The 24,348-nt window shown below is 69.1% G+C and carries 19 protein-coding genes, 1 tRNA gene and 4 pseudogenes; 12 read left to right on the top strand and 12 right to left on the bottom strand.

Annotated elements, in window-relative coordinates; translation table 11 throughout:
* The first annotated feature begins 37 nt into the window (after positions 1-37).
* Entirely contained in the window at positions 38-1,528 is a 1,491-nt protein-coding gene (locus RGU41_RS18395) for a helix-turn-helix domain-containing protein (protein ID WP_322137036.1), read from the top strand.
* An 89-nt stretch (positions 1,529-1,617) separates the two neighbouring features.
* Here the strand turns inward: RGU41_RS18395 and RGU41_RS18390 are convergent, their stop codons facing one another.
* Complete coding sequence (locus RGU41_RS18390) at positions 1,618-2,076, bottom strand: MarR family winged helix-turn-helix transcriptional regulator (protein ID WP_322137035.1); 459 nt, start codon at positions 2,074-2,076, stop codon at positions 1,618-1,620.
* Positions 2,077-2,226: 150 nt separating this feature from the next.
* Here RGU41_RS18390 and RGU41_RS18385 point away from each other — a divergent pair, with 150 nt between their 5' ends.
* The gene (locus tag RGU41_RS18385) at positions 2,227-3,447 is read left to right on the top strand and encodes an MFS transporter (RefSeq protein WP_322137034.1); all 1,221 of its coding nucleotides are present in this window, start codon (positions 2,227-2,229) and stop codon (positions 3,445-3,447) included.
* Here the strand turns inward: RGU41_RS18385 and RGU41_RS18380 are convergent.
* From RGU41_RS18380 to RGU41_RS18370, 3 genes and pseudogenes are all read right to left on the bottom strand, one after another.
* Complete coding sequence (locus RGU41_RS18380; RefSeq protein WP_322137033.1) at positions 3,387-4,232, bottom strand: transglutaminase family protein; 846 nt, start codon at positions 4,230-4,232, stop codon at positions 3,387-3,389. The genes RGU41_RS18385 and RGU41_RS18380 overlap by 61 nt on opposite strands.
* Before the next feature lie 4 nt (positions 4,233-4,236).
* Positions 4,237-5,157 (bottom strand): annotated as a pseudogene (locus tag RGU41_RS18375) (alpha-E domain-containing protein); the annotation flags it as partial.
* Complete coding sequence (locus RGU41_RS18370) at positions 5,151-6,869, bottom strand: circularly permuted type 2 ATP-grasp protein (protein WP_322137032.1); 1,719 nt, start codon at positions 6,867-6,869, stop codon at positions 5,151-5,153. The pseudogene RGU41_RS18375 and the gene RGU41_RS18370, both read right to left, overlap by 7 nt.
* 170 nt (positions 6,870-7,039) lie before the next feature.
* Between RGU41_RS18370 and RGU41_RS18365 the strand changes: the two genes are divergently transcribed.
* Positions 7,040-7,972 (top strand): hypothetical protein, encoded by a 933-nt coding sequence (locus tag RGU41_RS18365; RefSeq protein ID WP_322137031.1) that lies wholly within the window; start codon positions 7,040-7,042, stop codon positions 7,970-7,972.
* Here RGU41_RS18365 and RGU41_RS18360 read toward each other — a convergent pair.
* From RGU41_RS18360 to RGU41_RS18350, 3 genes and pseudogenes are all read right to left on the bottom strand, one after another.
* The gene (locus tag RGU41_RS18360) at positions 7,891-8,646 is read right to left on the bottom strand and encodes a GntR family transcriptional regulator (RefSeq protein WP_166790576.1); all 756 of its coding nucleotides are present in this window, start codon (positions 8,644-8,646) and stop codon (positions 7,891-7,893) included. The two genes, RGU41_RS18365 and RGU41_RS18360, sit on opposite strands and share 82 nt — an antisense overlap.
* Positions 8,647-8,795: 149 nt before the next feature.
* Positions 8,796-9,944, bottom strand: a pseudogene (locus tag RGU41_RS18355) (acyl-CoA dehydrogenase family protein); the annotation flags it as partial.
* A 39-nt stretch (positions 9,945-9,983) separates the two neighbouring features.
* Positions 9,984-11,303 carry a CoA transferase gene (locus RGU41_RS18350; protein ID WP_322137030.1) on the bottom strand — a complete coding sequence of 440 codons (1,320 nt, stop codon included), beginning with the start codon at positions 11,301-11,303 and terminating at the stop codon, positions 9,984-9,986.
* A 137-nt stretch (positions 11,304-11,440) separates the two neighbouring features.
* Here RGU41_RS18350 and RGU41_RS18345 point away from each other — a divergent pair, with 137 nt between their 5' ends.
* The 4 genes and pseudogenes from RGU41_RS18345 (at position 11,441) to RGU41_RS18330 (ending at position 16,265) form a co-directional block, all read left to right on the top strand.
* Positions 11,441-12,217: a FadR/GntR family transcriptional regulator gene (locus RGU41_RS18345; RefSeq protein ID WP_322137029.1), complete on the top strand. Its 777-nt coding sequence runs from the start codon at positions 11,441-11,443 to the stop codon at positions 12,215-12,217.
* 72 nt (positions 12,218-12,289) lie between these two features.
* A complete protein-coding gene (locus RGU41_RS18340; RefSeq protein WP_322137028.1) occupies positions 12,290-13,045 on the top strand; it encodes a hypothetical protein in 756 nt (251 codons plus the stop codon).
* Positions 13,046-13,152: 107 nt separating this feature from the next.
* Positions 13,153-14,587 (top strand): annotated as a pseudogene (locus tag RGU41_RS18335) (aminobutyraldehyde dehydrogenase).
* Positions 14,588-14,699: 112 nt separating this feature from the next.
* Entirely contained in the window at positions 14,700-16,265 is a 1,566-nt protein-coding gene (locus RGU41_RS18330) for an APC family permease (RefSeq protein WP_241984976.1), read from the top strand.
* 77 nt (positions 16,266-16,342) lie between these two features.
* Here the strand turns inward: RGU41_RS18330 and rplA are convergent, their stop codons facing one another.
* From rplA to RGU41_RS18305, 5 genes are all read right to left on the bottom strand, one after another.
* Positions 16,343-17,032 carry a 50S ribosomal protein L1 gene (rplA, locus tag RGU41_RS18325; protein ID WP_134446689.1) on the bottom strand — a complete coding sequence of 230 codons (690 nt, stop codon included), beginning with the start codon at positions 17,030-17,032 and terminating at the stop codon, positions 16,343-16,345.
* A gap of 89 nt (positions 17,033-17,121) precedes the next feature.
* Positions 17,122-17,553: a 50S ribosomal protein L11 gene (rplK, locus tag RGU41_RS18320; protein ID WP_134446687.1), complete on the bottom strand. Its 432-nt coding sequence runs from the start codon at positions 17,551-17,553 to the stop codon at positions 17,122-17,124.
* 84 nt (positions 17,554-17,637) lie between these two features.
* A complete protein-coding gene (gene nusG / locus RGU41_RS18315) occupies positions 17,638-18,636 on the bottom strand; it encodes a transcription termination/antitermination protein NusG (RefSeq protein WP_134446685.1) in 999 nt (332 codons plus the stop codon).
* 100 nt (positions 18,637-18,736) lie between these two features.
* On the bottom strand, positions 18,737-19,012 hold the full coding sequence (gene secE / locus RGU41_RS18310) for a preprotein translocase subunit SecE (RefSeq protein WP_134446683.1): 276 nt from the start codon (positions 19,010-19,012) through the stop codon (positions 18,737-18,739).
* Positions 19,013-19,054: 42 nt separating this feature from the next.
* Positions 19,055-19,127, bottom strand: a tRNA-Trp gene (locus RGU41_RS18305).
* Between the two features lie 183 nt (positions 19,128-19,310).
* On the opposite strand from RGU41_RS18305, the gene RGU41_RS18300 reads away from it, so the two are divergent.
* From RGU41_RS18300 to RGU41_RS18280, 5 genes and pseudogenes are all read left to right on the top strand, one after another.
* Positions 19,311-20,513, top strand: a complete 1,203-nt coding sequence (locus tag RGU41_RS18300; protein ID WP_322137027.1) for a pyridoxal phosphate-dependent aminotransferase — start codon at positions 19,311-19,313, stop codon at positions 20,511-20,513.
* Between the two features lie 94 nt (positions 20,514-20,607).
* Positions 20,608-21,566 (top strand): annotated as a pseudogene (locus tag RGU41_RS18295) (ABC transporter ATP-binding protein).
* A complete protein-coding gene (locus tag RGU41_RS18290; protein ID WP_134446677.1) occupies positions 21,563-22,426 on the top strand; it encodes an ABC transporter permease in 864 nt (287 codons plus the stop codon). The pseudogene RGU41_RS18295 and the gene RGU41_RS18290 overlap by 4 nt, the downstream one beginning before the upstream one ends.
* A gap of 42 nt (positions 22,427-22,468) precedes the next feature.
* On the top strand, positions 22,469-23,716 hold the full coding sequence (locus RGU41_RS18285) for a sensor histidine kinase (protein WP_134446675.1): 1,248 nt from the start codon (positions 22,469-22,471) through the stop codon (positions 23,714-23,716).
* Positions 23,713-24,336, top strand: coding sequence for a response regulator transcription factor (locus tag RGU41_RS18280; RefSeq protein ID WP_322137026.1), 624 nt, complete (start codon positions 23,713-23,715; stop codon positions 24,334-24,336). The genes RGU41_RS18285 and RGU41_RS18280 overlap by 4 nt, the downstream gene beginning before the upstream one ends.
* Positions 24,337-24,348: the final 12 nt, after the last annotated feature.

Genomic DNA, 24,348 nt, shown 5'->3' with positions numbered 1-24,348 from the left:
GCTTGCGTGAAGTTCTGCACCGTGTGAACATGGTGCGATGATCACCGCCGATCCCTCCCTGCGCACCGCCCTGTCCCAGCCGGAACCCGACGAGCACGGGATCGACGCCCTGACTCTCGGCCGGCGCATCCGTGAACTGCGGGGTTCCCGCAGGATGACCCTCGACACCCTCGCCGCCGCCGTCGGGCGGGCGCCGTCGCAGGTGTCGATGATCGAGAACGGCAAACGCGAGCCGCGCCTGTCGATGCTGCGCACGATCGCGACCGCGCTCGGCACGACCGTCGACGAGCTGCTCAAGACGGAGGCGCCCTCGGAGCGTGCCGCCCTCGAGATCGCCGTGGAACGGGCCCAGCGGGGGCCGGTCTTCACGGCCCTCGGGCTGCCGCACATCCGGATTGGCCGGTCAACCAGCGATGAGGCGCTGCAGACGATCCTCACCCTGCACCACGAGATCGAGCGTCTGCACCGGGAGCGGGCGGCGACGCCAGAGGAGGCGCGGCGGGCCAACGCGGAACTGCGCGGCATCATGCGCGCGCGGGACAACTATTTCCCCGAGCTCGAGGCCCAGGCGGCCGGACTGCTGGGCGCGGTCGGCCACCGGGGCGGGCCGGTGCCGCAGCGGGTCGTCGCCGACATGGCCGCGCACCTCGGCTATTCCCTGCACTACGTCGCGGACCTGCCGCACTCGACGCGATCGGTCACCGACAAGCGCAACGGCCGTATCTACCTGCCGATCGAGCAGAGCGCATCCCGGGACACTCGCTCGCCGATCCTCCAGGCCTTCGCGAGCGCACTCTGCGGGCACGAGGAGCCGACAAGTTATGCGGAATTTCTCCGGCAGCGGGTCGAGACCAACTACCTGACGGCGGCGATCCTGCTGCCGGAGGACGACGCCGTGAAACTTCTGACCGAGGCCAAGGCGCAGCGCAACATCTCGATGGAGGATCTCCGCGACGCCTTCGCGGTGTCCTACGAGACGGCCGCGCACCGGTTCACGAACCTCGCGACGGCCCGGCTCGGCATCCCGGTGCACTTCATGAAGGTGCACGAGTCCGGCACGATCATCAAGGCATACGAGAACGACTCAGTGCGGTTCCCGAGCGACGCCCTCGGCGCCGTCGAAGGGACGACGGTCTGCCGCAGCTGGACCGCTCGCACGGTCTTCGACGTCGCCGACCGGTTCAGCCCCTGGTACCAGTACACCGACACCCCGTCCGGCACCTTCTGGTGCACCTCCCGCATCGCGAAGGCGAAGGAGGGTGAGTACTCGGTGAGCGTCGGCGTGCCGTTCTCGGAGACGAAGTGGTTCCTCGGCCGCGAGACGAACAACCGGGCCGTCTCCCGTTGCCCGGACGAGACCTGCTGCCGCAGCGCCCCCGACGAACTCGCCGAGCGCTGGGCGGGCCAGGCCTGGCCGGCCGCGCGTACCCCGACGAGCCTGCTCGCCGCCCTCCCGACCGGCACCTTCCCCGGCGTCGACCAGACCGAGGTCTACCAGTTCCTGGAATCCCACTCCCCCAGCCTCTGAGCGGATGCCGATCGTCCTGCTGATTTCCAGCTCGGCCAGTTCCGCGGAATTCCGGGGCCGGGCATCCGGTCTTCCGGAATCTGCAGGAGCTATGCCACGGGGACGGTGTCGGGGACGCGGTGCAGGGCCTCGACGAGCGGGGCCAGTTCGGGTTTTGCCTCGGCCTCGGCGAGGGCTGTCGCGAGTGTGTCGTCGTAGAGGGGGCGGACATCCGCGAGCAGGGCCTGGCCGGTCGCGGTGAGCTCGGTGTAGATTCCGCGGCGGTCGTCGGCGCAGAGGATGCGGGTGAGCAGGCCGCGATCCTCGAGCCGGTTGACGAGCCGGGTCGTTGCGCTGCTGCTGAGCGCGGTCGCGCCGGCGAGCTGCTGCATCCGCATGTGCCAGCCGTGCTGGCGACTGAGCGCGTCGAGCACCGTGAACTCGATCACGGAGAGCTCGGCACCGCCCTGGAGCGCGCGCTCGAGGGCCGCCTCGATGAGGCCGTGCAGCGCGGCGAGCGTGCGCCAGCCCTGGGCGCGGATCTCGACGGCGTCGTCTTCGAGGCCCATGGTCCACTCCGATTTCCGTCGACCTCGTCGACAAACTAGTTGCTTGCGCGTTTATCTAGCGTGTGCAAGTATTAATGACGCGCCTGCAACTAACAGCGTACGCAGCATGACCGCGTAAGTACAGTTTTCCGCCCCCAAGGAGTCTCCCGCATGCCCATTGGTCTATTCGCCCTCGCCCTCGGAGGGTTCGGCATCGGACTCACCGAGTTCGTCATCATGGGCCTCCTGCCGGACCTCGCCTCCGACTTCGGCGTGAGCGAGGCGGCGGCCGGCTGGCTCATCTCCGGCTACGCCCTGAGCGTGGTCATCGGAGCACTCGGCCTCACCGCTGCCGTCACCCGGCTGCCACGCAAGCACGTGCTCATCGCGCTGATGGGGCTTTTCATCCTCGGCAACCTGATCTCGGCGCTCGCACCGACCTACCCGGTGATGATGCTCGGCCGCATCGTCGCCGCCCTCTGCCACGGTGCGTTCTTCGGCATCGGCTCGGTGCTCGCCGCCGACATGGTCGCCCCGACGAAGAAGGCGGGTGCCATCGCGATCATGTTCACGGGCCTCACCGTCGCGAACGTGCTCGGCGTGCCGTTCGGAACCCTCCTCGGCCAGAACCTCGGCTGGCGGGCGACCTTCTGGGCGATCACCGCGATCGGCGTGCTCGCCCTGGTCGGCATCGCGACGCTCGTGCCCGCGACCGCGCACGCCACGGTCGGCGCCGGCGGTCTCCGCGGCGAGCTCAGGGCCTTCCGCTCGAGCCAGGTCTGGCTCTCGATCGCCGTGACCGTGCTCGGCTACGGGGGCATGTTCGGCGCGTTCACCTACATCGCCTTCACCCTCACCGAGGTCAGCGGCTTCGCCGCCGCGAGCGTGCCCTGGCTACTCGTCCTCTTCGGGGTCGGCCTGTTCGTCGGCAACGTCCTCGGCGGCAAGGCGGCCGACCGTTCCGTCGACCGGACCCTCATCGTCGTCCTGGCGGCGCTCGCCGTCGTCCTCGTCGCCTTCGCGCTGACCGCGCGCAGCCAGGGCGCGACGATCGCCTCGCTCGTCCTCCTCGGCGGGTTCGGTTTCGCAACCGTCCCCGGCCTGCAGATGCGGGTGATGAGCTACGCGAGCGAGGCGCCCACGCTCGCCTCCGGCGCGAACATCGCCGCCTTCAACCTCGGCAACGCGCTCGGCGCCCTGCTCGGCGGCCTCACGATCAGCGCGGGCCTCGGCTACACCTCGCCGATCTGGGCCGGCGCGGTCGTCACCGTGGCCGGTCTCGCCGTCATGCTGGTCGCCGCAGCCCGCGCCCGCCGTTCCCGCCCGGCCGATCAGGCCTCGCGGGTGATCTCGACCGTGACGAAGAGCTGGGAGCCCGCTGAGCCTGCGTAGACGCCGCGGAGCGGCGGCACGTCGTTGTAGTCACGGCCGCGGCCGACGGAGACGTGCCGGTCACCGATCTCGATGAGGTTCGTCGGGTCGAATCCGCGCCACTCGCCGCAGAACCACTCGACCCAGGCGTGGGATTCGCCCGTGACGGTCTCGCCGACCTCGGCGTTCGGCTTCGGGTGCAAGTAGCCGGAGACGTACCGGGCCGGGATCCCGACCGAGCGCAGGGCTCCGAGGGCGATGTGCGTGATGTCCTGGCAGACCCCGCGACGGTCGTTCCAGGCCTCCTCGGCGGTCGAATGCACGCCCGTGACACCCTGGACGTACTGCATCTGGTCGCCGATCGCGGCACAGATCTCGTAGGCGGCCGAGCAGGAGCTCGTGTGGCGCGCGGCGATCGCGGCGGCGAGCGCCTCGACGTCCATCGGCGGTTTCGTCAGGCGGGTCTGCCGGGAATGTTCGAAGAGCGTCGAGGTGCGCAGGGCGTCCGCGGCGAGGTCGACCCAGCTGTGTTCGTGGGTCTCGTGCTCGCGCGGCCGGACTTCGACGAGGCTGTTGGCGGTGAGGATCAGCTCGGAATGCGGCGTCAGCACCTCGAACGAGGAGACCCGGGTGCCCCAGTAGTCGGCGTAGTAGTGGTTGCCCGCCGCCGGGCTGATCTCGAGGTTCGAGAACAGCACGAACTGGTCGACCGAGCTGACCGGCAGCATCCGCGCCTCGTTGTATGACGCGGCGACTTCGCCCTTGTAGCGGTACCCGGTCGTGTGCCGGATCCTGAGGCGGTTCACGAGGCTTCCCTGTCCAGGTCGGAACGTTCCCCTTGGGGAAGTACCGGTTGCCGATGGCTTCGGAGGCGGTGCTCGTCGCGTCCTGGACGCGCATCATCTGCAGCGGCAGGTCGTTCAGGATGTCCATGATCGGTCGGTACTCCAGTTGGCTGCGGATCTGGCCGAGCACCCGCTGGGCCTGGCCGGTGACGCCGGCCCGGTCTGTGCGCGGCTCGAGGTCGCGGAGGCACTGTTCGGCGCGCGAAACGGAGAAGACGATGGACCGGGGGAACAACCGGTCCATCAGCAGGTATTCAGCGGCGTTCCGGGCAGAAGGCACTCCGCGGTAGGTGCGCAGGTAGGACTCGTACGCGCCGCAGGAACGCAGGATCGTCGTCCAGGACGGCCCGCTCGCCTCGGTCAGCGACCGGGTCGCGAGGAGGCGTGCCGTCATGTCGGCCTGCTCGAGGCTGCGCCCGAGGGTGAAGAAATGCCAGGCGTCGTCCCGGCTCGCACCGGCCTCGACGATCCCGACGGCGAGCGCGGCGCGCTCCCGCACCCACGCGAAGTAGTCGTGGGTCTTCTCACTCGCGACCTTGCGGGGCATCCGCGCGCTCGTCGTGTTGAGGCACTCCCAGAGTTCGGTCGGCACGATCTCCCGCGCACGACGGGCGTTCTCTCGTGCGGAGGTGATCGAGTACGCGATCGAAGCCGGATGCGTGCGGTCCATGGCGAGGGTGGCGAGAACGTCCTTGCGGGTCAGCTCTCCCTCATCGGGGACGGGGCTGCCCATCAGCTGGAGGAGCGACCGGCAGGCGAGGTTCTCCTCGATCCAGGGATCCTCGAGCAGAAGCTGGAGGTGCACGTCGAGGATGCGGGCGGTGCCGTCGCTGCGCTCGATGTACCGTCCGATCCAGAACAGGCTTTCTGCAATGCGACTCAACATTCCCGGTCCTCCTGCGCCGATGACTTCGATGCCGCCGGCGCCCCTGCGGACACCGGTTGCCTCCCCTGCTGCTGCTGCTGCTGTTGTTGCTCCTGCTGGTCGCTGTTGCCCAGCGGTTTGTCCTGCGGCGAGTGGTCGACGGGGTGCGTGCCCGCCGCCGCCGCCTGGGTGTTCGCGGCCTGGTCGGCCACGAGGCCCTGGATGTTGCGCGCGGAGGACTCGTGGTAGAAATCGGGTTCGAGGCCGATCACCCAGGTGTCCTTCGACCCGCCGCCCTGGCTCGAGTTGACGACGAGCTCACCCTCGGGGAGCGCGACGCGGGTCAGCCCGCCCGGCAGCACCCAGACATCCGTTCCGTCGTTCACGGCGAAGGGGCGCAGGTCGGCGTGGCGCGGCCTCATACCGTCCTCGACGAGGGTCGGGATGGTCGAGAGCTGCACGACGGGCTGCGCGATCCAGCCGCGCGGGTCCCGCAGCAGCTGCTTCCGCAGTGTCGCGAGCTCCGCCTTAGACGCGGCGGGCCCTACCACGAGGCCCTTGCCCCCCGACCCGTCGACGGGCTTGACCACGAGCTCGTCGAGCCGGTCGAGCACCTCTTCGAGCGCGAGGGGATCCTCGAGCCGCCAGGTGTCGACGTTCGGGATGATCGCGTCTTCGCCGAGGTAGTAGCGGATGAGATCGGGCAGGTAGGTATAGACGAGCTTGTCGTCTGCAACACCGTTCCCGACCGCGTTGGCGATCGTGACGTTCCCGAGCCTGGCCGCCATCAGCATGCCGGGCGACCCGAGCTGGGAGTCCGCGCGGAACTGGAGCGGGTCGAGGAACTCATCGTCGACCCGGCGGTAGATCACGTCGACCCGGGTGGGGCCCGCGGTCGTGCGCATCCAGACGCGCCCGCCCGAGCAGAACAGGTCGCGGCCCTCGACGAGCTCGACGCCCATCAGCCGGGCGAGCAGGGTGTGCTCGAAGTATGCGGAGTTGAAGACGCCCGGGGTGAGCACGACGACATTGGGGTCGTCGACCCCGGCGGGGGCGGATGCCCTGAGCGCCTGGAGCAGCTTGTTCGGGTAGTCGCCGACCGGGCGCACCCGCATCGAGACGAAGAGTTCGGGGAGCGTCTGCGCCATCACGCGACGGTTGGAGATGACATAGCTCACACCGCTGGGCACCCGGACGTTGTCCTCGAGTACCCGCCACGCGCCCTTTTCATCGCGGATCAGGTCGATGCCGGAGACCTGGATGCGCACGTTGTTGGCCGAGACGATGCCGGCGGCCTGCCGGTGGAAATGGTTCGACGAACTGATCAGGCTCGCCGGGATGACGCCGTCGTGCACGGCGGCCTGGGGCCCGTAGATATCGGCGAGGAACGCCTCGAGGGCGAGCACGCGCTGCTTGATGCCGGCCTCGACGGTGACCCACTCCGGTTGCTCGATCACCCGCGGAACGGCGTCGAGCGGGAACGGACGCTCTTCCCCGGCGAAGTCGAACGTGACGCCCTGGGCGAGGTAGGAACTCGCGAGCGCCGCCGTGCGGCCCCGCAGCTCCTCCTGGGTCATTCTGGCCAGGGCGCCGTAGACGTCCTTGTACGCGGCACGCGTTTCCGTCGGAGTGAGCGAGGACGGATCCGGGAACATCTCGTCCCAGGCGCTCGCTGACCCCGTCCGTTTCCGACTCTTCGTAGTGGCACCGTAGCCGGTGAACAGGTCAACCATGGTCGGAGCGTAGTCGCCTCATGTTGCGGGATTGTTTCGCCACACCGGCCGTTATTCATGTATGCAAAGTGACGAAATTTCGGGGAGCTGATTCGACATTCTCGGGAATTTGGCGGAAGATGTGGTCAAGATTGCATACAGCACTGGGAGACGTAATGATTGGCCCGGCCGTGACCCCTTTCCCCGATCCCGAGCTCGCCGTCGCTGCGACCGGAGCCGGGAAACCGGCCGCTGCCACGGCCAACGCCGATCACCCGGACGAGGATCCCGTGCCTTCGCACACCTTCCGGGTGAGTTCCGTGCTCGACGTGCGCGGGCTCGGCGTCTCGTCGGCGACAACGACACTTGCCCGGGTGGATGCGATCACCCTGTCGGTCTCCCACGGCGAGTCCCTGGGCCTCGTCGGAACCGTGGCCGCCGGCGCGATCTCGGTGGCGCTCGCGATCGCGGGAGAACTCCCGGAGGGCGCCGCGATCGCGGCGGGCTCGATCCTCGTGGAGGGCGTGGAACTGGTCGGACCCGGTCGCGGCCCGGCGGCACGCCTGCTCGGCACCGTGATCGGTTACCTGCCCGCCGACCCGCTCAGCAGTTTCGACCGCACCCGGTCGGTGAGGAACCAGCTCGCCGGCGCCCTCCGCAAAACGCATCGGCGTCACCCCGGACGTCGCGAAGCGGCACATCGTCGACCTGCTCGACCTGGTCGGTGTCGTCGATCCGGCCGCCAGGGCCCGGCAGTATCCGCAGGACCTCGACCCCGTCGTCCTCCACCGGGTGGTCCTGGCCGCCGTCCTCTCCGGCGACCCCGCCCTCGTCATCGCGGTCTCCCCGGTGCGGGCCTGGAGCCGGACGCCCGGGCCGCGCACGCCACCCTGCTGCGCGGCCTCTGGCACGCGAAGGAGTTCGCGCTCCTCGTCGCATCGACCGATTTCGAGATCGTCGCGGAGACCTGTGACCGGGTCGCGGTGGTCGAGGCCGGCCGGATCGCCCTGCAGGGGTCTGTGGCCGAGATCCGGGATGCGCGTTACGGAGTGAAGTCGGCCAGGTCGGCCAGGTCGGCCGCGTCGATCGCCTCCGCGTCGAGCGGATTGGCGTCAGCGGGCTGAGCGGCGCCAGGCGTGACGGCGGAATCGTCGCCCTGGTCCCAGCTCTGCACCGAATTGCGTGCAGCCAGGATGTGCGACCGCATGGACGTCGAGGCCCAGAGCGCGTCGTGCGAGCGGAGGGCGGCCAGGATGTCGCGGTGATGGTGATTGCTCACCGCGCGGAAGGATCCGCTGTCGCGGCGGAAGGCCTTCGCCATCAGCGGTACCCGGCCGACTGACACGGTCAGGCGGGTGAGCTGGGCGTTCGCGGCGGCGGTGACGATGATGCGGTGGAACTCGGCATTGAGTTCGCCGAGCCGGGAGATGCCGGCGTCGTCCTTCGCGAGCACGACGTCGTCCATCAGGGTGATCAGTTCTGCGAGACGGTCGAGGTCGCCGTCGGAGATCCGCACCGCGGCGAGGCCTGCCGCGCGGCTCTCGAGCATGGCCCGCAAGTAGTAGGTCTCGCGCATCTGCTCGGTCGTCCAGGCGATGACCGTCGCGCCCTTGTTCGGCACGAACTCGACGAGGCCGGTCTCGTCGAGCCTCCGCAGCGCTTCGCGGATCGGGGTGCGGCTGACGCCGAGTTCTTCGGCGAGCGCCTGCTCGCGCAGGGTGGCGTTCCCCGGGATCTCACCGGAGAGGATACGGCCGCGCAGGTATGCGAATGCGGCCTGTCCGCCTGTTACCGACACTATTTCCACCCGATGTTCTCGTCGCCACGTACGCGTGTTTCAACTATGACACACGGCGTTCCGGCGACGACGGCGCGAAGGGCCGGGCGGGCCCGCCCGCCGCGAAGTGGGGGTACGGCCGGAAACGACCCGCCGGTGCCCTGGCCGGGTCAGAACGCCGGCATCCCCGTGAGAGCGCGACCGATCACGAGCTGGTGGATCTCGTCCGTGCCCTCGTAGGTGCGGACGGACTCGAGGTTGGCGAGGTGACGCATCACCGGGAATTCGTTCGTCACCCCGTCGCCGCCGAGGATCGACCGGGCGAGGCCGGCGATCCGGATGGCCTCGCGCACGCTGTTGAGCTTGCCGACGCTGATCTGGGCCGGGGAGAGGGTGCCGCGTTCCTTCAGCCGGCCGAGGTGCAGGGCGAGGAGGACGCCCTTCTCGTACTCGACGAGCATGTCGGCAAGTTTGGCCTGGGTGAGCTGCATGGCCCCGATCGGGCGGCCGAACACCTCACGACTGCGCGACCGGGCGATCGCAGCGTCGAGGCAGCTCCTGGCGGCCCCCATCGCGCCCCAGACGATGCCGAATCTCGCCTCGTTCAGGCAACTGAACGGGCCGGAGAGCCCCGTGGCGCCGGGGAGGACGGCATCGGCGGGCAGGCGCACCCCGTCGAGGGTGACGTCGCACTGGATGGATGCGCGCATCGAGAGCTTGCCGGCGATCGGTGTCGCGGTGAACCCCGCCGTCCCGGTGGGAACGAGGAATCCGCGCACCCCGGCATCCGTCTGCGCCCACACCACTGCGACGTCGGCGACGCTCGCGAGGCCGATCCAGCGCTTCGTGCCAGTGAGCACCCAGTCGTCACCGTCGCGCCTGGCGGTCGTGCGCATCGCGGCGGGGTCGCTGCCGCCGGTCGGTTCGGTGAGAGCGAAGCAGCCGATGAGGGAGCCGGCGGCCATGCCGGGCAGCCAGCGCTGCTTCTGGTCCTCAGTCCCGTACTTGTGGATCGCCGACATGGCGAGCGAGCCCTGCACAGAGACCAGGGTGCGCCAGCCGCTGTCGGCAGCCTCGAGTTCGAGGCAGACGAGGCCATAGCTCACGGCGCTCGCGCCCGCGCAGCCGTAGCCCTCGAGATGCATTCCGAGGAAGCCGGCCGCGCCGAGTTCGGGGACGAGTTCGGCGCGGAAGAACCGGTCCTCGAAGTCCTGCTCGATCGTGGGCAGGATGCGGTTGGTCGCGAATGCGCGGGCCTTGCGCGACCAGACGACCTCTTCTGGAGCGAGGAGGTCGTCGAGATCGAAGACCGAGTCGACGAGGGGCTGGCGACGAGGGGGTGGGGCGGCCTGATGCGGTCACGAGAGGTCCTGTTCGGTTCGGCGGAGCGCGGTGGGTGGTGCGGGAGTGGGCCTGAATGCGGGTGCGGGGACGGGTGCCGGTGCCGGCTCCGCCGAAGCGGCCGCGCCGGGGGCGCTGTGAGCGTCCGGCTCGAGCCAGTCGGCCCCTGCGTGTTCGCCGAGCCGGGGCGGAGGCAGCCGGTAGTCGGCCGGACGGTCGCCGAGGTGGATCGGATTGGCGACCTGCCGGCTGACGCGCCGCGGGTCCGAACCCGAGACGAGCTCGACGACGGACGCGGTTCCGAGACCCTCGGCGAAGGCGAAGGCCTCGCTGATCGAGTTGACGAGTCCGGCTGGCACCCCGGCATCCGTGAGCGTGTCGACCAAGTGCGCCGCGGGATGGGCACGGAGGAGGGCTTCGAGGGCGGGCCGGAGGTCGGCGCGGTGCCGCACCCGGTCGGCGTTGCCGAGGAATCGCGGGTCGGTCGCGAGGCCGGGTGCGCCGAGGAGGCGCACGAGCGTGCGGAACTGGGAATCGGTGCCGACGGCGATCACGAGGTCGCGGTCGGAGGCCGCGAAGAGCTCGTACGGGGCGATGCTGGGGTGGGCGTTGCCGAGGCGGGCCGGAGAGTGCCCGGTTGCGAGGGTGCCCGCCGCCTGGTTGGTGAGCGCCGAGAGCAGGGTCGTCAGGAGGTCGACTTCGACGCGCCCTCCGGAGGGCCTGCCCGGGCCGGTGGCCTCGGCCGCGCCGGCATCGCCCCGGGAATCGCGTTCGCGGAGCGCGAGCAGGATGCCGCTGAGCGCGTTGAGTCCGGCGAGCACGTCCACGAGGGCGACGCCGACTTTGCTCGGCTCCCCCTCGACCGGGCCGGTCACGCTCATCAGCCCGCCGACGGCCTGCACGAGGAGGTCGTAGCCGGGGAGCCGGGCGCCGGCGCCGGCACCGAAGCCCGTGATCGAGCAGTAGACGACGCCGGGGTTCGCGGCGCGCACGGCCTCGTAGCCGAGGCCGAACCGCTCCATCACGCCGGGCCGGAAATTCTCGACCACGACATCCGCCGTGGTCGCGAGGCGCCAGGCCGCCGCCCGTCCCTCGACGGTGCCGAGGTCGCAGACGACCGAACGCTTGTTGCGGTTGACCGCACCGAAGTAGGTGGACGCGCCCTGGGCATCCGTGGGCGGCAACCACTGCCGGGTGTCGTCCCCGGCCGGGCTCTCGATCTTGATCACGTCGGCGCCGAAGTCGGCGAGCATCATCGTGGCATACGGCCCGGCGAGCACGCGCGAGAAATCGGCGACCCTCAGCCGGGGTGCGCGGGCCGACGGTTCGTGCGGCATCAGCTCACCTCGGTCCCCATCGACGCGTCCGGCCGGCAACACCGACGGGACTCAGTTGTGATCCTATACCGAATGTTTTCGGTTCCGGCACCCGTCCGACAGTTCCCAGCATGCCACCGTCGGCTACATTGAAGTCTATGGAGGCACAGCTGCGACCCGGCGCCAGGGAGGCGATCTTCGCCCAGCTCATCGAGGCCGGCCGCGCCGAGCAGGTTGCCCGTCGCCTCACCGATGCCATCATCCTCGGCGTCCTCACGGCGGGCGAACGCCTGCCGAGCGAGCAGGAGCTCGCCCGCCGTTTCGGTGTCGCCCTGATCACGGTCCGCGAGGGCCTCGTGATCCTGCGCGAGACCGGCCTCGTCGAGACCCGTCGCGGCCGCGGTGGCGGCAGTTTCGTGATCCAGGCGGATGCCCCGGACGAGACGCTCCTGCACACCCGGCTCCGCGGCGTCGCCCACGTCGAGCTCTCGGACCTCGCGGTCTACTTCTCCGCGATCATCGAAGGCTGCGCGGAACGGGCCGCGCTTCGCGCGGCACCGCAGGATGCCGATCGACTCTCCGAGTGGCTCGCCCAGGCCGACTGGGACCGCGACGCGGGCGCCCGCGCCAATGCAGGCGGCTTCTACCTCGAACTCGCGGTACTCAGCCAGTCGGCCCGGCTCGTGCGCGAACAGGTCCGGCTGCAGGCCGAGTTCGGCCCGCTCCTCCTGCTCGGGCTCGCAGACGCGTCGATGCGCGCCAGTGTCGCTGCCTGCAACACGGACGTCGTCGCGGCGATCCGGAGTGGCGACGGCCCGCACGCCCGCACCCTCGTCGCCGGGCAGGTGCGCGAACTCGCCGAGTGGCTGCATGCCGCGAAGACCAGGATCGAACGGGGAGGAACGCTCCATGCGGCATCCGCTGTCAGCGCCTGAAACACCGGTCGTGACGCCGGCCCCCTCGCTCCCCAGGCCTGCGCCGCCGCCGTCAGCGACGCGGTCGCCGACGTGTTCACGGTGCTCGAGGACTGGCGGGACCGGGTCGCCGCAGCGGTCCCGCTCACGACGACGACCGAACTCGACGCCCTCGTGGAGACGCTCGTCGTGCCGGCCCTCCTCGGCGAGGCCGAACCGGCCGCACACCGGGACGCGGCACAGCACGGCACAGGACAGCACGGCACGGCACCGCACGGCGCGGCACCGCACGGCGCACCGGCCCTCCTGGTCGGCGCGGGCTTCATCGCGACAGCGGACTACCGGCCAGGCCGCCCCGCGCATTTCGCCTGGTGGCTCGGCCCGCTCGCGTCGAACCCCCTGCTCGGCACGACGCTCTCCCCCACCCGGCTCGACCTCGCGGCGCGGGTGCACACCGAATACCTGCGCGACTTCCGCGGCCTGGAGTGGTACCGGGTGCCGGAAGCCACCGGGCGGGCGCACGTCACGGGTCCGTACGTCGACCACCTGTGCACCTTCGATTTCATCGTGACCCTCACCCTCCCCGTGCAGGTCGACGGCGGCACGGTCGGCGTGATCGGGGCCGACGTGTCGGTCACCCGTCTCGAGCAGGCCCTGCTTCCGGTCCTGCTCGGACTCAGCGCGCCCGCCGCCCTCGTCAACGCGGTCGGCCGCGTCATGATCTCGACGGAGGCCACGCTCGCCGCGGGCGACATCGTGCCGAACCCGGGGCATCCGCTCACCGGCTATGACCGGGTGCCCTGCCCCGGGATTCCCTTCGACGTGATCGTCCGGCGCCCACCGGAATAAAAGATTGCATTTGGGATGATTTAGGGTATCGTCGGCCTCTGGGGAACTCCGCCCCGGGCGCCGCGGCCCTGGCCAGCGCCGACCAGACGCTTGGGAAAGGCCTGCGCATGTCCATCCGTGAACTCCGTAACTTCGTCAACGGGCAGTACGTCGCCTCCGCAGCGAGCGAGCAGCTCGACATCGTGAACCCCGCAACCGAGGAGGTCTACGCGCGCACCCCCGTGTCGACAGAAGCGGATGTCGCGTCCGCGTACTCCGCAGCGGCGACCGCGTTCGAGACGTGGGGCGAGACCACGCCCGGCGAACGCCAGCTCGCCCTGCTGAAGTTCGCCGATGCCCTGTCCGAGCGTGCGGAGGAGATCGCGGACGTCGAGAGCGAGAACACCGGCAAGCCGCGTGCCGGCCTCGTCGGCGACGAGGCCGACGTCATGATCGACCAGGTGCGCTTCTTCGCCGGCGCCGCCCGCGTGCTCGAGGGCAAGTCAGCCGGCGAGTACCTGAAGGACCACACCTCGTTCATCCGGCGGGAGCCGATCGGCGTGATCGGGCAGGTCACCCCGTGGAACTACCCGATGATGATGGCGATCTGGAAGATCGCCCCCGCCCTCGCTGCCGGAAACGCCGTCGTGCTGAAGCCCTCGGACTCGACACCCGTCTCGACGCTCCTCCTCGCCGAGATCGCCGCGGAGTTCTTCCCGGCCGGCGTCTTCAACGTCGTCATGGGCGACCGCACCACGGGCCGCGCCCTCGTCGCCGACCGGATCCCGCAGATGGTGTCGATCACCGGTTCCGTACGGGCCGGCATGGAGGTCGCGGGCACCGCGGCGCTCGACGTCAAGCGCGTGCACCTCGAACTCGGCGGCAACGCGCCCTGGTGATCGTGTTCGACGACGCCGACATCGACGCCGCCGTCGAGGGCATCGCGACGGCCGCGTTCTACAACGGCGGCCAGGACTGCACCGCCGCCACCCGGGTCCTCGTCCAGGCCGGAATCCACGACGAGTTCGTTGCAGCACTCGCGGCGTACGCCCGGGTGAACGCGAGGACCGGCGGCCCGCGCGAGGACGGCATCCTCTTCGGCGCCCTCTCGAGCGCCGACCAGCTCGCCCGGGTGCAGGGCGTCATCGCGGGCCTGCCCGACCACGCCGACATCGCGCTCGGCGGGCACCGCCAGGGCGACCTCGGCTACTTCCATGAGGCGACGATCGTCTCTAACCTGCGGCAGGGCGACGACGCGGTACAGAACGAGATATTCGGACCGGTCATCACGGCCCAGAAGTTCACCGACGAGGCCGAGGCGCTCGCCTGGGCGACGACGTGCAGTACGGCCTGGCCTCCTCGGTCTGGACGAAGGACCACGCGCGTGCGATGCGGATGGCCAAGCGCCTCGATTTCGGCTGCGTCTGGATCAACACGCACATCCCGCTCGTCGCCGAGATGCCGCACGGCGGCTTCAAGCACTCCGGCTACGGCAAGGACCTCTCGATGTACGGCCTCGAGGACTACACCCGCATCAAGCACGTGATGAGCTACATCGGCTGATCCACCCCTTTCGGGGCAAACATCCGGTTCTATAGCTTTCTCGCAATGGTGTCACTATGGTGGGCACACACAGCCTGCCGACGACGTCAGGATGCACCGCAGCCGAAAGGTCATGATGAGCGCAGATCAGCCCGGAAAGACGCCCGCCGCGAGGGGAATCGGTGACCAGGAGCACCTCAGGGTGCTCGGGTACGAGGATTCCTTCCACCGTTCGATGTCGCTGTGGGCCAACTTCGCCCTCGGCTTCACCTACCTCTCGCCGCTCGTCGGCGTGTACTCCCTCTTCGCGCTCGCCCTCAGCACGGGCGGGCCGCCCTCGATCTTCTGGATCCTGATCGTGGGCGCCGGCCAGCTGCTCGTCGCCCTCGTCTTCGGCGAGGTCGTCTCGCAGTACCCGATCGCCGGCGGGATCTACCCGTGGACCCGCCGGCTCTGGGGCAAGCGATACGCCTGGATGGCCGCCTGGGTCTACGTCTGGGCGATGCTCGTCACGATCACTGCCGTCGCCGAGTTCGGCAGCGGCTTCCTCGGCAGCCTGATCGACGCGCCGGTCACGAAGGAGGTCACGCTGGGCCTCTCGGTACTGTTCCTGCTGGTCGCCTTCGCGTTCAACTTCTCTGGCACGAAGATGCTCGGCCGGGTCGCCAGGATCGGCCTCGGCGCTGAGCTCATCGGCGTGATCGGGCTCGGGCTCTACCTGCTGATCTTCCAGCGCAAGCAGGAGTTCAGCGTCTTCTTCAGCACGATGGGCGTCGAGGGCGACGGCAACTACGCCGTCGCGTTCCTCGGTGCGGCACTCGCCGGACTGTTCCTGTTCTACGGCTTCGAAGCCTGCGGGGACGTGGCCGAGGAGGTCGCGAACCCGGCCAGGGGCATCCCGAGGGCCATGATCCTGACCATCCTCGTCGGCGGGGTCTCCGCGCTGTTCTCCTTCGGCGGCTACGTGATGGCGGCACCCGACCTGCAGGCGGTGGTCGACGGCAACGACATCGACCCGATCCCGGCGATCCTCGAGGCCTCGCTCGGAACCGTCGGCGCCAAGCTCTTCCTGGTCGTCGCGATCACGGCGTTCCTGTCCTGCGTGCTGAGCCTGCAGGCCGCGGCCAGCCGGTTGATGTTCTCCTTCGCCCGCGACGGGATGATCCCCGGCCACGCCTGGCTGTCCAAGGTGAGTCCGCGCACCGCCGTCCCGGTGAACGCGCTCATCGTCGCCTGCTCGATCCCGCTCGCGCTCTGCCTGCTGATCTACGCGGGCGGCAGCCTCACCCAGATCACGGCATTCGCGGTGATCGGCATCTACGTGGCGTTCCAGTCCGTCGTGCTCGCGGCGCTCCGCCAGAGGATCAAGGGCTGGCGTCCGGCCGGTCCGTTCAACCTCGGCAGGGCCGGCTTCGTCGTCAACGTGGTCGCCCTCGCCTACGGTGTCTTCGCGATGGTGTTGCTGGCGCTGCCCGGCAAGACGGGGGTCTTCCTCGACGACTGGATCGTGCTGATCGGGCTGGCGGTCGTGATGGGCGCGGGCCTGCTCTACCTGTTCATCGCGAAGCCGCACACGAATTCGCACCAGCCGGAGGGTGATGCGATCGCGGTCGCGGCGCTGCTCCGCGCACATCCGGGCAATGCCGCACCCGGAGTCGTCGATCCGGGGAAGCCGCGCCCGACATCCGTCTCTGACTGACCGTCGCCAGAACGAGACGGGTACGACGAAGGGCCCGTCTTGCGACGGGCCCTTCGTTGTGGTGCTGGTGCCGGTGCTTAGATGGCGTTGACGTCGAGCGGGATGCCGGGACCGAAGGTCGTCGAGACGGCGCCCTTCATGACGTAGCGGCCCTTGGACGAGCTCGGCTTGAGGCGGACGATCTCCTCGAGTGCTGCCGTGATGTTCTCGTTCAGCTGCTCGGCGGTGAAGGATGCCTTGCCGACGACGAACTGCACGTTGGCGTGCTTGTCGACGCGGAACGCGATCTTGCCGCCCTTGATGTCGTTGACGGCGCGGGCGACGTCGGTCGTGACCGTTCCGGTCTTCGGGTTCGGCATGAGGCCACGCGGGCCGAGGACCTTACCGAGACGACCGACCTTGCCCATGAGCTCCGGGGTCGAAACCGCGGAGTCGAAGGCGGTGTAACCGGCGGCGACCTTCTCGATGAGCTCGTCGCCACCGACCTCGTCGGCGCCGGCAGCGATGGCTGCCTCGGCCGCGGGGCCGGTTGCGAAGACGATGACGCGCGACACGCGGCCGGTACCGTGAGGAAGAATAACGGTTCCGCGGACCATCTGGTCAGCCTTGCGCGGGTCGACGCCGAGCTTCAATGCGACCTCGATGGTCGAGTTGAAGTTCGCGGAGCCGGTCTCACGCGCGAGCGTGACGGCCTCGGTGGGGGTGTAGAACTTGTCGGCCTCGATCTTCTCGGCCGCGGCCCGGTAGGCCTTTGACTTCTGTGCCATGTGAATCTCCTGAATATAAAGATTTGAGAGTGTGGTGCGAGCCTGGCCGGCTCTTCCACGTACTGCTGGTGGCGGATGCCTGGTTGAGGTTAGGCCTCGACCGTAACGCCCATGGAGCGTGCGGTGCCGGCGATGATCTTCGCGGCGGCGTCGATGTCGTTGGCGTTGAGGTCAACCATCTTCGCTTCGGCGATCTCGCGGACCTGCGCCTGGGTGAGCTTGGCCACCTTGACGGTGTGCGGGGTTCCGCTGCCCTTGGTGACGCCGGCGGCCTTCTTGATGAGCTCCGCTGCGGGCGGGGTCTTCAGGATGAACGTGAAGGAACGGTCGTCGTACACGGTGATCTCAACCGGGATGACGTTGCCGCGCTGGGATTCGGTCTGGGCGTTGTATGCCTTGCAGAATTCCATGATGTTCACGCCATGCTGGCCCAGTGCCGGCCCGATGGGCGGTGCGGGGTTTGCGGCGCCGGCCTTGATCTGAAGCTTGATCAGACCAGTAACCTTCTTCTTCGGTGCCATGATTCTTCCTTCTTTTATGATGACGAGCGGCCGTGAGGCAACTCTCCCGGTGGCCCGGACGGGCCCCGGTGGTGGGGAAACTTACTAAAGCTTGGTGACCTGGTCGAAGCTGAGCTCGACCGGGGTCTCACGCTCGAACAGGGAGACGAGGACGATGAGCTTGCCGCTCTCCGCCTTGATCTCGCTGATCGTGCCGGGCAGGCCCGCGAACGAGCCTTCCTTGATCGTGATGGTCTCGCCGATTTCGTAGTCGATCTCGGCGGGCAGTGCGCGGGTCGCGATCTTGCCGTGCGTGCCCGCGCCCTTGGCGGACGGCACGTCCTGGATCTCGACGAGGCTCTTCAGCATGCCGAAGGCCTCCTCGAAGCGCAGCGGCGTCGGGTTGTGCGCATTGCCGACGAAGCCGGTGACACCCGGCGTGTGCCGGACGACGGACCAGCTGTCCTCGTTGAGGTCCATGCGGACGAGCACGTATCCGGGGATACGCACGCGGGTGACCATCTTGCGCTGGCCGTTCTTGATCTCGACGACGTCTTCCATCGGAACCTCGACCTGGTAGATGAAATCTTCCATGGCCATCGACTGCTTGCGGTTCTCGATGTTCGACTTCACGCGACGCTCGAAGCCGGCGTAGGAGTGGATGACGAACCACTTGCCGGGCTGGAAGCGGAGTTCCTTGCGGAACTCGGCGTATGGGTCTTCGTCGACGGGCTCAGCGGATGCGTCAGCAGCGTCGGCCGCATCGGCTTCTGCATCGGCCGTGTCCGCGCCGCCGTCGACATCTTCCTCGTCGTCGACGGCTTCGGCGGCAGCCTCGGCCTCGTCGACGGAGTCGATGTCCAGGGCGTCGTCGACCTCCGAGTCGGCTGCGGGGTCGACCGCGCCGGCGAGGGCGTCGAGGGCGGCGTCGAGGTTGTCTTCAACGCCGACGCTGGGGTCGAAGACGTGGACGGCTACCTGTTCGGCGGCCTCCACGGACTCTTCCTCCGCTTCGTGGACGTTGCCTTCCTGTGCTTCGTCGTCGTCAGACGCCTGCTCGGCGGCGGTGGCCCAGTCGGCGTCGTCGTGATTCGTCTCAGTCACTAAATCTCAATCCTTATGTAGTGCGCGGGCACGAAGACGTGTCCCGCGCAGCGTTGCCGTGAATCCTGGCCGTGCGGTCAGCCGCCTTGGCGGCGGCCGGTCAGCCGCTTGGTGTTCCGAAGACGTACGTGACGACGAGTGCGAACACCCAGTCGAGGGCGGAAACCAGCGCCATCATGATCGCTACGAAGACCAGCACGACAGCCGTGTAACTCAGCAGTTCCTTGCGGGTCGGCGTGACAACCTTGCGAAGCTCCGCCATCACCTGCTTCAGGAACAGGGACATCCGTGCGAACGGACCGCGTTTGCCGTCGCGAGCGAGTCGTGCGTCTGCGACGATTTCCTCACTGGGTTCGTCGACAACTTTTCGGGCCACCTGTTACACCTTTCATGGGCCGACGGAAATGCCACCGACTTGCAGGGCGGACAGGACTCGAACCTGCAACCTGCGGTTTTGGAGACCGCTGCTCTACCAATTGAGCCACCACCCTATGCAGCCGGATCGCCATGCGAACTCACACCACCCCCCGAAAAATACTCGAGAAAAAGGCGCAAAAAAGCATGGCAGATTTCAACTACCTCGATCAAGTCTAGGTCACACCGGCACGACTGTAAAGCTGGGGCCGCCGGGGCGGATGCTGGCCGCGCGGGTGCGGCCACCGTATGCTCGTTCTGTGGCTCACGAACTCAAGCGAATCTCTACCCGGATCGGCTCCATCGCGGAATCGGCGACCCTCAAGGTCGACAGCAAGGCCAAGGCCCTGCAGGCGGCCGGTCGACCGGTGATCAGCTTTGCGGCGGGTGAGCCGGACTTCCCGACGCCCGCGCACATCGTCGAGGCGGCGCTTCTCGCCGTGCGCGACCCGAAGAACCACAAGTACACGCCGGCCGCGGGTCTTCCCGACCTGCGCGAGGCCGTCGCGGCGAAGACGCTCCGCGACTCCGCCCTCGCAGTCTCCCCCGCCCAGGTGGTCATCACCAACGGCGGCAAGCAGGCCGTCTACCAGGCCTTCGCAACCCTGCTCGACCCGGGCGACGAGGTCATCGTGCCGACCCCGTACTGGACCACGTATCCGGAGTCGATCCGGCTCGCCGGCGGCGTCCAGGTCGACGTCTTCGCCGGAAGCGACCAGGGCTACCTCGTCACGGTCGAGCAGCTCGAGGCCGCCCGCACCGAGCGCACCAAGGTGCTGCTCTTCGTTTCGCCCTCCAACCCGACCGGCGCGGTCTACTCTCCGGAGCAGACCAAGGCGATCGGCGAGTGGGCGGAGGAGCACGGCCTCTGGGTCATCACCGACGAGATCTACCAGAACCTCACCTATGACGGCGTGCGCGCGGTCTCGATCGTCGAAGCCGTTCCGGCCCTCGCCGACCGCACCATCCTCGTCAACGGCGTCGCGAAGACGTACGCGATGACCGGCTGGCGCCTCGGCTGGATGGTCGGCCCGCTCGATGCCATCAAGGCGGCGGCGAACCTGCAGTCGCACCTCACCTCGAACGTGTCCAACGTGTCGCAGCGCGCCGCGATCGCCGCGCTCACCGGCCCGCAGGACGACGCGATCGCGATGCGGGAGGCCTTCGACCGGCGCCGCAGGCTCATCGTCTCCGAGATGAACAAGATTCCCGGCATGGTCACGCCGACGCCGCAGGGCGCGTTCTACGTCTACCCGAACGTGACCGGGCTGCTCGGCCGCACCTGGGGCGGCGTCACGCCGACGACCTCCCTCGAGCTCGCCGACCTGATCCTCGACCAGGCCGAGGTCGCCGCTGTTCCCGGCGAAGCGTTCGGCCCGAGCGGGTACCTGCGCTTCTCATACGCGCTCGGCGACGACCAACTGCTTGAGGGCATCCGCCGCCTGCAGCGCCTCTTCGCCTGACGTCGCAGCCGGCCCCGCATCCACCGACCGGTGGATGCCAGGGTCGGCCGGGCGGACGCTTACGTTCCCGGGCCTCTGGTGGGATTCTTTCGGTATGAAGACCACAACTCCCGCGAGCAGCTCAGACCCCGTCGTGCGCGTGCGCGACCTGCACAAGTCCTACGGCGCGTTCGAGGCCGTCGCAGGCATCAGCTTCGACATCCGGCCAGGGAGACCTTCGCGCTCCTCGGCCCGAACGGCGCAGGCAAGAGCACGGTCATCGAGATCCTCGAGGGCTACCGCGATCGCACGAGCGGTGAGGTGAGCGTGCTCGGCACCGACCCGCAGCACGGCGGCCTCGACTGGAAGGCCAGGCTCGGCATCGTGCTGCAGTCGACCGGCGAGAGCGGCAACGTCACGGTCGCCGAGCAGCTCGCGCACTTCGCGAGCCTCTACCCGAACCCCCGGCGGGTGGCGGAGGTGATCACGGCCGTCGGCCTCGAGGACAAGGCGAAGACCCGCATCAGCCGACTGTCCGGCGGGCAGCGCCGGCGGGTGGATGTCGCGCTCGGCATCATCGGCCGGCCGGAACTGCTCTTCCTCGACGAACCGACCACGGGGTTCGACCCCGAGGCACGTCACCAGTTCTGGGACCTCGTGCGCAGCCTGAAGGCGGAGGGCACCACGATCCTGCTCACGACCCACTACCTCGACGAGGCCGCCCAGCTCGGCGACCGCGCCGGGGTGATCACCGGGGGCCGCCTGATCGACATCGGCGCGATCAACGAGATCGGCGGGGCAGAGGCCCGGGTGCCGCTGGTCCGCTGGCGGGACGCCGCAGGGCAGGCCCACGAGATCCGCACGGACCAGCCTGGCCGGGTCGTCGCCGAAATCGTCGCGGCGGGCGGCGCGGCGGGCGGCGCGGAACCGGCCGAACTCGAGGTGATCCGCCCGAGCCTCGAGGACGTCTACCTCGGTCTCGTGCGCGAGAACCGCGCGGAAACCACTGCGGCGGCGTCCGCTGGTTCAGCTTCTGCTTTTGCTTCTGACGACAGCACGGAGGTGCTCGCATGACCGCGATCGACACGACTGCCGGGACCGGCAGCATCCGCTCGGCCCGCCACGGTGTGCTGAGGCTCGGCCTCGCCCGGGTGTATTACGAAGCGCGTATGTACTTCCGCACCCCGGACAGCGTGTTCTTCACGTTCCTGTTCCCGTTCATCATGCTCGCGATCTTCACGGCCGCCTTCGGCTCGGCCGGCAACATTGGCAGCGCGCCCGATGGCAGCGGCGGCGTCAGTGTCGGCGCGTATTACCTTCCGGGCATGCTCGCGGCGGGGATGCTGCTCTCCGGGGTGCAGAACCTCGCGGTCGACATCGCCGGCGAGAAGAGCGACGGCACTCTCAAACGGCTCGGCGGCACCCCGCTGTCCCCGCTGAGCTACTTCATCGGGAAGATCGGGCAGGTGCTCGTCACCGGCACGATTCAGGCGGCCCTGCTGATCCTCGTCGCGCGGTTCGTGCTCGACATCGCCCTGCCGACCGACCCGGCCAAGTGGTTGACCTTCGCCTGGGTCTTCCTGTTCGGTGTGATCGCCTGCGCGTTCCTCGGCATCGCGCTCTCGGCGCTGCCGCGCTCCGGCAAGAGCGCGACCGCCGTCGTGATCCCGATCGTGCTGATCCTGCAGTTCATCTCGGGCGTCTACCTGCAGTTCTACGTGCTGCCCGACTGGATGCAGAACGTCGCGAGCCTGTTCCCGCTCAAGTGGATGGCGCAGGGGATGCGCTCGGTGTTCCTGCCGGACAGCTTCGCGAGCCTCGAGCAGAACGGGGTCTGGGACCTCCCCCTCGTCGCGCTCAACCTCGGCATCTGGCTCGTGGTCGGGCTCGTGCTCAGCAGGGTGACGTTCCGCTGGATCCGCAAGGACAGCTGAACCGATGTTCCCCGGTCACGGCGAGCGTGGGAGGCTGGGCGCATGAGGATTCCGGCCATGACGACCCTGCGCTGGTGGGACGTCGCCGTCGGCGGGTCACTGCTGCTGATGGGGGTGCTCGCGGCCGCCGACCAGTACCGGTACGGGCACGAGCTGTCGCGGATCGGCGCGCTCGCGACGCTCGTCGCGATCGGCATCGGCTATGTCGGTTTCGGACGGCGCGCGATCGCCTGCCCGACCGGACGGACCGGTTCGGTCGCACTGGCCGCGACCGTCTTCCGCGGAGTGCTGATCGTCGGCGTGGGCGTCGCAGCGGCGTTCAATCCGAGTCTGGCGACGCTCCAGGCGATCGCCTTCCCGCTGCTCTGGACGCTCACCGATTCCTTCCTCGTCTCCGTCGCCCTGAGTGCGCTCCTCGCGGCATCGGCGGGGGCGGGTCTCTGGCTGGGCATCGGCGGCACTCCCGCGGCCCTCGGGCAGGCGTATGCCACCGAAGGGATCTCCTTCGTGTTCGCGATCGCGATGGGCGCCTGGATCACCCGCATCGCCCGCGACGGCAGCACCCAACGGCGTCTCTACGAGGAACTCAGCCTCGCCCAGGACGAACTCGCCGCCCTGCACAGGGACGCCGGGAGCGCGGCCGAACGGGAACGCCTCGCCAGGGAGATCCACGACACCATCGCCCAGAGCCTGACGAGCCTCGTGATGCTCGCGCAGCGCGCGGGGAGCGAGCTCGGGCCGGACAGCGGGGCGAGGCCCACCGTCGAGCTCATCGAAGACACCGCCCGGCAGGCCCTGACCGAGGCGCGCAGCCTCGTCGCGGCGATGTCGCCCGTGCGGGTCGGAGATTCGACCCTGGCCGAGACCCTGCGCCGCCTCGCCGGGCGCTTCGAACGCGAGACCGGCATCCAGGTGCGGGTGATCCTCGCCGACACCGGGCTCGACGGGCTCGACCGGGAAAACGAGGTCGTGCTGCTCCGCTGCGCCCAGGAAGGCCTCGCGAACGTGCGCAAGCACTCCCGCGCGGGGGCGGCATCCGTTCGTCTCGAACACGTCGGCACGGATGCCGTCCTCACCGTGACCGACGACGGTCGCGGTCTCGGCGCCTATGCTCCCGCCCAGGAGAACGGGTTCGGCCTCTCGGGGATGCGCGACCGGCTCGCCCTCGTCGGTGGCCGGCTCACGGTCGGCGCCGGTGAGCGCGGCGGCACCGTACTGCGGGTGACCGTGCCGGCGGCGGAAGCCGGGCACCCCACGATCTCCGTCGAATCGGCGAGGCACGAGCGATGATCCGCGTCATCGTGGCCGACGACCACCCGATCGTGCGCGGCGGTATCGCGCTCCTGCTCGGCGGCGCCGGCGACATCGAGGTCGTCGGGCAGGCAGGCAATGGCGAGGAGGCCGTCGCGCTCGCGGCCGCGCTCAACCCCGACCTCGTGCTGATGGACCTGCGGATGCCGCTGCTCGACGGCGTCGCGGCGACCGCGCTCATCGTCGCGGCGAACGAGCGGACCCGGGTGCTGGTCCTCACGACGTACGAGAGCGACGACCAGATCCTCGCGGCCATCGCGGCCGGAGCGAGCGGGTACCTGCTCAAGGCCGCGCCCCAGGCGGAGATCATCGAGGGCGTGCGCTCGGTCGCGCGCGGCCAGACCGCGCTCGCACCGTCGATCGCGGCGATGCTCGTACACCGGGTGCGCAGGGATGCCGCGCCGGCTCCGCGCCTGTCTGCCCGCGAACTCGACGTGCTCCGGCTTGTGTCGGCCGGCGAGAGCAACCCGCAGATCGGCCGGTCCCTGTTCATCAGCGAGGCGACCGTCAAGACGCACCTGCTGCACGCCTTCGAGAAGCTCGCGGTGAGCGACCGGACCCGCGCCGTGACCCGGGCGATGGAACTCGGGCTGCTGTAGCCCGGTCTCCGC

Source organism: Cryobacterium sp. 10C3, from assembly GCF_034314285.1.
GTDB classification, from domain to species: domain Bacteria; phylum Actinomycetota; class Actinomycetes; order Actinomycetales; family Microbacteriaceae; genus Cryobacterium; species Cryobacterium glucosi.
Note: the sequence above shows the minus strand (reverse complement) of the source record. Positions and strands in the feature narration are given on the sequence as shown.